Source organism: Halohasta sp. A2, from assembly GCF_056175805.1.
In genome coordinates this window covers 1-9,481 of the sequence record NZ_JAQFWV010000097.1, presented here as the reverse complement: position 1 = coordinate 9,481, position 9,481 = coordinate 1, and the positions used below count along the sequence as shown (strand labels likewise).

Annotated in this window: 9 protein-coding genes; 5 read left to right on the top strand and 4 right to left on the bottom strand. The window is 55.7% G+C overall.

The window, feature by feature from the left end; translation table 11 throughout:
- Positions 1-672: 672 nt before the first annotated feature.
- The gene (locus tag O2S87_RS17015; protein WP_475409950.1) at positions 673-3,717 is read left to right on the top strand and encodes an FAD-binding and (Fe-S)-binding domain-containing protein; all 3,045 of its coding nucleotides are present in this window, start codon (positions 673-675) and stop codon (positions 3,715-3,717) included.
- Positions 3,718-3,904: 187 nt separating this feature from the next.
- Here O2S87_RS17015 and O2S87_RS17010 read toward each other — a convergent pair whose 3' ends face one another.
- The gene (locus O2S87_RS17010; protein WP_475409949.1) at positions 3,905-4,528 is read right to left on the bottom strand and encodes a DUF7504 family protein; all 624 of its coding nucleotides are present in this window, start codon (positions 4,526-4,528) and stop codon (positions 3,905-3,907) included.
- 198 nt (positions 4,529-4,726) lie between these two features.
- On the opposite strand from O2S87_RS17010, the gene O2S87_RS17005 reads away from it, so the two are divergent.
- Complete coding sequence (locus tag O2S87_RS17005; protein ID WP_475409951.1) at positions 4,727-5,665, top strand: IS1595 family transposase; 939 nt, start codon at positions 4,727-4,729, stop codon at positions 5,663-5,665.
- 147 nt (positions 5,666-5,812) lie between these two features.
- Here O2S87_RS17005 and O2S87_RS17000 read toward each other — a convergent pair whose 3' ends face one another.
- The gene (locus O2S87_RS17000; RefSeq protein ID WP_475409948.1) at positions 5,813-6,076 is read right to left on the bottom strand and encodes a DUF7123 family protein; all 264 of its coding nucleotides are present in this window, start codon (positions 6,074-6,076) and stop codon (positions 5,813-5,815) included.
- A gap of 2 nt (positions 6,077-6,078) precedes the next feature.
- Positions 6,079-6,336, bottom strand: coding sequence for a DUF8028 family protein (locus O2S87_RS16995; RefSeq protein WP_475409947.1), 258 nt, complete (start codon positions 6,334-6,336; stop codon positions 6,079-6,081).
- 314 nt (positions 6,337-6,650) lie between these two features.
- Here O2S87_RS16995 and O2S87_RS16990 point away from each other — a divergent pair, with 314 nt between their 5' ends.
- From O2S87_RS16990 to O2S87_RS16980, 3 genes are all read left to right on the top strand, one after another.
- Positions 6,651-7,622 carry a DUF7983 family protein gene (locus O2S87_RS16990; RefSeq protein WP_475409946.1) on the top strand — a complete coding sequence of 324 codons (972 nt, stop codon included), beginning with the start codon at positions 6,651-6,653 and terminating at the stop codon, positions 7,620-7,622.
- Positions 7,623-7,955: 333 nt separating this feature from the next.
- A complete protein-coding gene (locus O2S87_RS16985) occupies positions 7,956-8,222 on the top strand; it encodes a hypothetical protein (protein WP_475409945.1) in 267 nt (88 codons plus the stop codon).
- A 254-nt stretch (positions 8,223-8,476) separates the two neighbouring features.
- Positions 8,477-8,743, top strand: coding sequence for a MarR family transcriptional regulator (locus O2S87_RS16980; RefSeq protein ID WP_475409944.1), 267 nt, complete (start codon positions 8,477-8,479; stop codon positions 8,741-8,743).
- A gap of 34 nt (positions 8,744-8,777) precedes the next feature.
- On the opposite strand, the gene O2S87_RS16975 is transcribed toward O2S87_RS16980, so the two are convergent.
- Entirely contained in the window at positions 8,778-9,203 is a 426-nt protein-coding gene (locus tag O2S87_RS16975) for a TRAM domain-containing protein (protein WP_475409943.1), read from the bottom strand.
- Between the last annotated feature and the right edge of the window lie 278 nt (positions 9,204-9,481).

Genomic DNA, 9,481 nt, shown 5'->3' with positions numbered 1-9,481 from the left:
GCTGCTTAGACGCCACTAAAACAGTCTGACCGACCGCCGAGTATTGACTGATTCACGCCCGGACAACTGACATGACTGTTCTGTAGATACGCCTTCTATCTTGCACGGCCCGGTGTCACCCCTTCGAGGGTGATCCAGTGAAACAAAAAATTCGGCTGACATTACTACCAGATGGCGTGCAAGATATAGAGGTGTAGTTCAGCACCACCATCCGCGCGAACGCAGTGAGCACGGTTCTCCGAGTGAGAGGCCAACGGCCGATCCCTCGGCTTTTTTCATCGAAGTTTTTGGTCGCGTCGCAAAGCGGTCCAGAGTTTCGAGTGGTGGTTGCGTAGACTACTCGGGCTGCTATCTCTAACGCTCTCTAAATCACGTACATTTGGTGCACGTCATTCTAACGCAGTATTTTCATTTGTACGAAATGCTGTCGAGACGCTCAGCGGCAAACTCTAGAGGACTTTGCGACGCGACCAACAAGTTGCTGAAGCATCCCGCCGAATGCGGTTTGGTTGTTCACACACAGACGCATTCAGCGGGATGCCATGATACTCACGCTGTTTCACTGTCTTCGGTAAGAGCCAATCCTAATTAAGGTTCATGTACCCACATCGCTAAGATGGTACCACAACCGGTTCACTGCACCAGCTCAGCACACACAATCCAAATCAACTTATGAGCAAGACCACCCAAACGTCACCGGTCGATCCTGCCGACGATTCACGTGCAAACTACGATTATCGAAGCGATGCTGTCGAAGATCCCAAACTCGTCGCCGATCTCGAAGGGCTTGTCGACGGCGACGTGCGCTTCGACAGCTATACGCGCAATCTGTTTGCGACCGACGCCAGCGCGTACCACCAACTGCCGATCGGAGTTGTCGTCCCTGAGTCGACCGAAGATGTCCAGGCAGTCATGGAGTACTGCGCCAAAAACGAAATTCCCGTCCTCCCACGTGGTGGCGGGACAAGCCTGGCAGGCCAGACAGTCAACGAGGCGGTCGTGCTTGACTTCAAAAAGCAATTCAACAACATCATCGAGGCCGACCCCCAAGCGAAGACGGTGACCGCCCAGCCGGGCATTACTCTTGGCCGACTCAACAATCAACTCAGCGATCACGGCCTCAAGTACGCGCCCGATCCGGCATGGGGCGACAAAAGCGTCCTCGGCGGCTGTATCGGCAACAACAGCACGGGTTCACACTCGCTGAAGTACGAGAAGGCTGACGGCTATCTCGAATCCGTCGAGGTCGTGCTGGCCGACGGGACGATCACGCGGTTCGACTGGATGGCCGTCGACGAACTCCACGAGCGGGCCGAACGGGCCGCGGAACTCGACGATCCGGGGATCGAAGACCGGGTCTACGAGGTCGTCTCGGACGTCCTCCGGAACCAACGCGAGGAGATCGAGGCACGCTACCCCGACCTGATGCGGAACGTCTCGGGGTACAACTTCGACAAACTCCTCGAAGACGCCGAGGAGCGCGGCGAGGTCAACGTCGGTCGACTCATGGCGGGCAGCGAGGGTACACTCGGTATCGTCACCGAGGCGACCGTTTCGCTGGAACCGATCCCCAACGAAACCTCGGTCGTATTGCTGACCTACGACGACGTGATCTCGGCGATGCGGGACGTCGCGCCGATCCTGGAACACGATCCCGCCGCCGTTGAGGTGATGGACGACGTCCTACTGGATCTGGCCCGCGATACCGCCGAGTTCGCACCGGTCGTCGACATTCTGCCCGAGGGCACTGACTCGACGCTGCTGGTCGAATTCTATGCGGAGTCTGTCGACGATGGCAAACAGAAGGTCGCAGATCTGTTGGCTGACCGCCTGCCGAGCTACGAACCCGCAATCGGCGCAAGTGACAGTTCGGTAACTGTCGATGCCGGGATCCACGCGACTGACGCGCTGGAGGCCTACGACCCGGACCGGCAGGCCAAATTCTGGAAAATGCGGAAGTCCGGCCTTCCCATTCTCCTTTCGCGGACGGGCGACGACAAACACTGGCCGTTCGTCGAGGACACTGCCGTGCCGGCCGAAAACCTTCCGGGGTACGTTACCGACATCCAGGAGCTCTTCGACGAGCACGACACGTTTGCGTCCTACTACGCCCACGCGGGGCCGGGCGTGCTACACATTCGACCACTCCTCAATCTCAAAACAGAGGACGGCATCAAGACGATGTTTGAGATCTCGGACGCTATCACAGATCTCGTCATCGAGTACGGCGGGTCGGTCTCGGGCGAACACGGTGACGGCCGTGCACGGACAACCTGGAACAAGAAGCTGTACGGCGAGGAGATCTGGGGGGCGTTCCAGGATCTCAAAGCCGCCTTCGATCCGCAGGGCCTGTTGAATCCGGGCAACGTCAGCGGCGATTTCGACCCAACCGAGAACCTGCGGTACGATTCGGACTACGAGTTTGATGCCGGCTTCGAGCCAACGCTCCAGTGGCCCAACGAGAACGGCTTCCAAGGAATGACTGAACTTTGTCACGGCTGTGCGGGCTGTGAGGGCCACCAGGATACGACGGGCTCGATTATGTGTCCAACGTACCGGGCGACCGAAAACGAGAAGATTACCTCAACCAGAGGACGGGCCAACATGCTTCGTCAGTCGATGAGTGGGGATTTGCCCGACGACGTGACCGACGACGAGTTCATCCACGAAGTACTGGATCTCTGTATCGGCTGCAAGGGCTGCAAGCGCGACTGTCCGAGCGGTGTCGACCTTGCCAAGCTCAAAACCGAGGTCAAACACGAATATCACCAGCGCGAGGGGATTCCGTTCCGCGACAAACTGTTTGCCAACGTCGAGACGCTCTATAGCCTCGGCAGCACGTTCGCACCGCTATCGAACGTCGCCGCCAAGATTCCGGGCAGCGGCCTGGTGATGGAGAAAACTCTCGGCATCGCCCGCGAACGCGAGCTGCCGACGTTCAAACGCAACACGCTCCAGAAATGGGCCAAATCGCGGACCTCCGGGGTCACTGAGGTGGAGGCCGACCGGAAGGCACTGGTGCTCGCTGATCCGTACACCAATTACACCCAGCCTGCGGTCGGCAAAGCCGCCGTGCGGGCCCTGGAGGCCGCCGGTGTCTACGTCGAAGTCTCCGAAGAGGTGACCGACAGTGGGAGGCCAGCTCACTCGAAGGCGATGGTCGACCACTCGCGGGCGATTGCGGAGGACAATGTTAAGTCACTCACCTCGCGAATCGACGATGGGTGGGATATCGTCAGTGTCGAGCCCTCTGATTCCGTAATGTACCAGGAAGATTATCTCGACCTGCTGGCTGGCGAGGATGTCGAGGCAGTCTCTGCCAACACCTACGGCATCATGGAGTACATCGACACGTTCCGGCTCGACGAGCAGATGGACGCCGACGGTGGCGAGGCGGTCTCGTACCACGGCCACTGCCACCAGACCGCAGCGGGTCGAGACCATCACGCCGTTGGCGTCCTCCGACGTACGGGCTATGAGGTCGACGTCTTGGATACGACCTGCTGTGGAATGGCTGGATCGTTTGGCTACGAGGCTGAACACTACTCGATGAGCCAGGCGATCGGTCGAATGTTGTTTGACGCCGTCGAGGAATCGCCGGCCCAGGAAGTCGTCGCGCCCGGAACCTCGTGTCGCTCGCAGTTGGCGGACTACGAAAAGCAGTACGGCAAACCACCACACCCCATCGAGAAGGTCGCTGACGCGCTGCCCGACTGATCGGTTGGAGTTCGCCAGGTAAGCAACAGATGGTGAGCGTTCGGTTCCTAATTACAGGCTCAAACACTAAGCCGATGTGATCGACAGATCATTGATCGTTGGATTGCAAACAACCTGCGCCTGCACAGTTTGGTCCTCACGCGAGCCGCGATCTCCGGTTGGTCGGTCCGGCCGTTTTCGCCCCGACTCAGAACGGCTCCCACGCCGTCGGCGAGGCGTTCCGGTCCCGAACTCGCATCTCCCAGCCCTCATCGGTCGTCCGGGTGTTGACGACCGTATCGAACGGATCCAGCAGGGTATGGAGGGTTCGTTCGTCGTGCATCGTGGAGTTGATAACTGCGACGGTGAGCCACTCCCGATTGCGGGTCCGGCCCAGCAGGACGCGGACGAACTGGTAGATCCGATCGGCATCCCAGTACATCAGCAACTGGGACAGCGAGTGGACGCCCACCGTCGTCTCGGGGTGGGTCTCCCAGTTTTCGGCGAGTTCGGTGAACTTCACGCCGAGTTCAGTGAGGTTCTTCGGCGAGGAGGCGTACTTGGTGCGCTCAGTGTCGGTGGCCTCGCCGCCCTGTTCGCGGGTCACGCAGTCGACGATAGCGACGGTGTCGGGATCCTCGTCGGTGGTGTCGACATAGTCGGTACGGACGCGTTCTGCGTCGTGGCCGGTTGAGAGGACGATCGATTGCTGACCGGCTTCGCCGAGGAGGCGGTGCATGAGGTCGTACTTCCCGCTCATCGGGGGACCGGCGATAACGACGCTCTCGACGTCGGTGAGCGTTGGTGCCAGCGGGAGTTCATCTACGGACATGGGTGTTGTGCGGTCACGTCGAATTGATTGAGTCATCGTGTGTCAACGGTGCTAACAGAACACCGAAGCACCGATGGTCGCTGTTCAATTCCGGACATGTATTAGATTGGCTCTTACCGAAGACAGTGAAACAGCGTGAGTATCATGGCATCCCGCTGAATGCGTCTGTGTGTGAACAACCAAACCGCATTCGGCGGGATGCTTCAGCAACTTGTTGAGCTCACATCAATAGTGTTGCGGCCAGAGCCGCTCGATGCTGAGATCGAGCGGCGCTGCAAGCACGCTTGGGAAGAAGCTCCTTGTCCTGATTGCGGTGAAACCACCGTCAACGCCGGGGACAGCAGTCCCCGGCTTTGGTGTTCTAACTGCCGCTATACGTTCACATACACTCGTAACACGCCGTTTGAAGGACGAACACTCACGCCTGGAGAGGTTATCATCGCCTTCGTACTCTACGCAGATACGCTACTCAGCATCAACCAAGTTGCTCAACTCTTCGAGGCCGTTTACGATACCGTCCATACAACTATCCGAGAGGTGGAAGCCGCCTTTGAGAGCGGCTTCCACCTCGTCTGGACACATCTGCAAGAAGATGGTGACAGTCCAACCCAGATCGACGAAACCGGCCAGAAGTGTTCTGGTTTCAAAGGACAGACGCCGCCGCGGGACGGTCTTTCCCGCGGCGGCGATGGTGAGCCCGGTCGATCTCGGTGGGAAGGCGCACCAGGCGATACAATGACGCTTGTTGGAGCGTGTCGAGACACGCTCCGCGTGATACGTGCGGAACGTGGTGCGAAACCTGACGAGCTGAGACAGACGCTCGACGAGGTAGAGATCCTCTCAGGGAAGATTGATGAACTGTGGCACGACGGGTGGCGCGGATACGCGCCACTCGTCTATGACAACGAGAAGGTCGTTCCACACTCCGAAGAGTTTGTCACTGATGAGGGCGTCCATGTCAACCAAGTCGAATGCCTCTGGTCACTGGTGAATCCCTGGCTGCAGAAGTTCCGCGGTCTCTCGAAGCCCGGACTTGAACAGTCCGTCCGAACCTACGGGTTCGTACGGACGCTAAACCTCGCCAGAGTACCGTTGAGCGGGCTTATTGACTGCTTTGCAGTGAACGTGTTTCGCTGAGTTATGCAAGAGCCTCACCCACAAAGACGATGAACCGAGCTCAGAATTCACTCCCCCAGAGCCGCCACAAGTATGACACTACAGGCTACCTGAATTCACTACACTTCGAAGGAGTGGGTGACAGGAGGGATAGACGGTGATGCTCGGTTAGTTCGTCCGCTCGACACGCCAGGTGGTCGCGCCTGTGTAGGACCACCGCTCGATTGATAGGTCCTCAACCGAATCTTGGAGTTTGACGATCAACGCCCCGATCTCTTTCGATGAGAGGTCGACATCGTCGGCAATAAACTTACTTTTGAAATACATCTCACCCTCGTCGACGCGGGCGCGAAGATAATTGATTAGGCGCTGTTCTTTTGAGCTACCGTCAGTCGTCTTGTCAGCGGGAATGGATTGCTGTGTGGTACTCATAGTCAGTTCCGAGTGTGGTTGTGTCCAGCGAGCAATGCGAGCAGATTCAGTCCGAGCAGACCGATGATGATGTATCCGGTCTGGGGACCCATGCCACCGGCCAGCAGTGGCAGATACACCAGCGGCAACAGAATCGCCGACCAGAAACTAACACGCCTGATCGTCGCACGAAACGCAACGCTGCCATGCCGAACCAACGCTGTCGCTGAGTCAGCTACAACGTTTGTCTTCTGTCCATAATTTGGCCTGAATGTGCTCATTAGTTGGTCACCGTCTAAGTTCACTATGTAACCAGATAGGTATATAATACGACGAGCGTTGGGGCATATTTACACACTTTATTCGACGGTTAGAACAATTCACAACCGTTTATCGAAGTCTCAGAATCGCCTAGACACTTTATTATTGTATTAGAGGCAGTTGAATTGTTAGAAGCAAAATTTTTTGATTTGCGTAGACGCCGTTCGGATGATCGCCGAATCGATAGGATTCAGAAGCGAAAAATCGAACTTGCTCTCGTCACGCGCATCCCGGTCGACAGTAGTATTTTGACTACAGAGTCGTACATCTACGTATGCCGTTTTCCGTGACGTGGCACACCATCATCGACCAACTCGACGAACTCTCCTCGGATGCTACGTTTGTCACTCCTCTCTCTGAACGGTCCTTCCGAGTATCCGATGTTCAAGAACACCGACTCCACATCCAATACCGTGACCAAGACCGTACCATCCCCCTCAAACGTGACCAATTTGAAACCCTCTATCAACGAGTCACCGACACCATAGACGGATTTGATCTTGATCGACTCCCGGCTGATGCCGAACCCTATGGCACAATTCTCAGTGTTCACCCACGCTTTGAGGTCGACCAACGTGAGAGGGTGATACGCAATACCGACGACCCGACCCCTTCCGCACTCGTAGATACCACCCTCGGTATTGAAGACGATACACAGGACCGTCAAGAGCCCGACCTCCCCGTTTACTCCGATTCGCTTCTACTCGTCGACGCCCTCGAACGCTACACACCCACCGACCTCTCAGCGATGGAAACCTCCGAGCTGGTCAACCTCTATACGCTCTGTTCTGATGTCCAGCGCAACACTAACGATCTCCGACAGGATGTCCGAGCAGTACTCCTCGAACGACTTCATCACGATCAGCCTGTCCACGGACAGTACGGCTCGGTTCAACGCACCACTCGACGAAATCGTACGCTCAAAGACGATGAGGTCGTCCTTACAAAACTCGAAGACGCAGGCATCGACCGCCAACGAGTCACCACCGTCGACGCCTCCAAAGTCGACGACGCACTCGATGTCACTGACCTCTCCGAGTCCGACCTCTATGAGATCAACGAAAGCCAGTACGTCCGTAAAGCCGATGTCGACGAAGAGCGTAAAGAATCCAGGCTCCAGGGGCTCAAAGATCAACTCGCTGCGGCCGATACCACCGAAGCCAAAGAACTCCAAACCGAAATCGAACAGCTCGAAGCGCGCATCGAAGAGCTCACCAGCTTCAAATCTGGCACCTCGTTCGAGTAAAGGAACCTTCCGTCGGGTCTATCTGGACGAAGTTCCCTCTCAAGAGATTCACTCTGGACTCACTGTTCGGAACTCCAGTCGACATGGTCCAGACAGAAGCTTCCACACTCTGGACAGCTCTGAGAGTGCATCTCATGATGGGTTCCACACCGCTGACAAACATACTGGCCGCTACTTCTTGACCGCCTGCCAATCCATGAGAGCAATTTGCCAACCACGCTCATTGGTGCTACCTGACCCTTCCCACTACTTAGTTTCCGGCAATTATTCACACTCATCTCCGGTTCCGACTACAACACTCAAACCACTCAAGCGACTACGCTCTTGTACGCTATGCAGGACACTGACCGGCCACCCCTTCCTGAGTGGATCAAAGACATCTACTCGTGGCTCGAATCATATATCCAAACCGAATCTGATCAAGAATCTCTTGACCGACATCAGGCCGCCGACCTCGCTATCAATGCACACCCAGAATATGATCTGATTAAAACCGATCTTGAGTACGCCTTCGACCGTCTGATCAATCGAGGCTATCTCTACGAAGTCGAAAATAGGCTCTATATCACTGAAGCAGATCAAGAGCACTCCTCACATTAGACACCTGGATGGAGAACGCACGGAGAGCCGGCTTCCGTGTCCCCCATCGGTTTTTCCCCAACGCTTCGTGCCCTCCAAGGCGAAGCGCATTTGATAATAAGCAATCAGATGGTAAAAATGTTCGTCTGAATTGATTAAATTTTGAGGTACTACACCAGAGAGGTACATTTCAGCAAAGAGCCTGCCTGCTTAAACAGAGTGTCATGGAAAACTGAACCAATGGTATTATGATTGGCATATGATTATCTTCAAGTATGTCGACTGCTGACGAAGCGACAGTCACGACCACTGAAGAAATGTGGGACGTTGTCAGCGACCTTCCTCCGAGCGCAAAGTTGGTCGCCAAAGTTCTCGAATACAATGGAACGCTCACTCAATCAGCACTTGCAGACAAATCTCGACTTTCACCTCGAACTGTTCGATATGCGCTCACAGAACTCGATGCAGTTGGGGTCATCGACGCTGAGATCTCACTTGCCGATGCCCGACAACAACTTTACTCGCTCGCAGTAGAACCCTGAGCAGTCCGACTCTCAAAGATCTAATCGAAGACCCCTAATATCGAAAACGTTTGACGACTTCCCCGAATGCAACGGTCTCATGAACGGTCTCTATGCGTATTCGAACACGCTCGCCCACCTCCGTCTCTGGGACGATTACGACGAATCCACGCTCAACGCGTGTGAGGCCGTCACCCTGGTCACCCATCTCCGTGATCTCGACAATGCGCTCTTCGCCGTTGGTCACCGGTGGGTCTTGCTGCTCTTCTCCGTGAGTAGAAGAATTACGGCTCCGAGATCGAGATGATGACTCAGCCTCTGCAGACGGTTTTCCGGTCGACAGTAGTGCGACTCGATATACTTCGTCTTGCTCAACCGACTCACGGTCAATTTCACTGCGTGGGACTTCGATGATATACGAATCTCTGGTCTCCTTGATGCGTGCCGAAAATAAACTCCCGAACTCCTCAGACGATCCCATTAGTCGACTTATTTCTAAGGACGTGACCTCTTACGTGTTGCTTTGATATGCCGAACCACCTGCTGTAAGAACTCGGTACACCGTTGCGATCAATCTTAACCACTCGGCAGGTGGACCCGAAGCATCAAAAGAAGCATGCGTTAACATATTATGAGGGTGTCATAGAATACGTCGCATACGAAAGAGCAGGGTTGAGAAGCCGTGTCCAGCAGCACTCAAACCCTGCAAGATGAGCCTTGGATAGACGAGTTCTTTAATCTCGTGGCGGTTGAGACGCT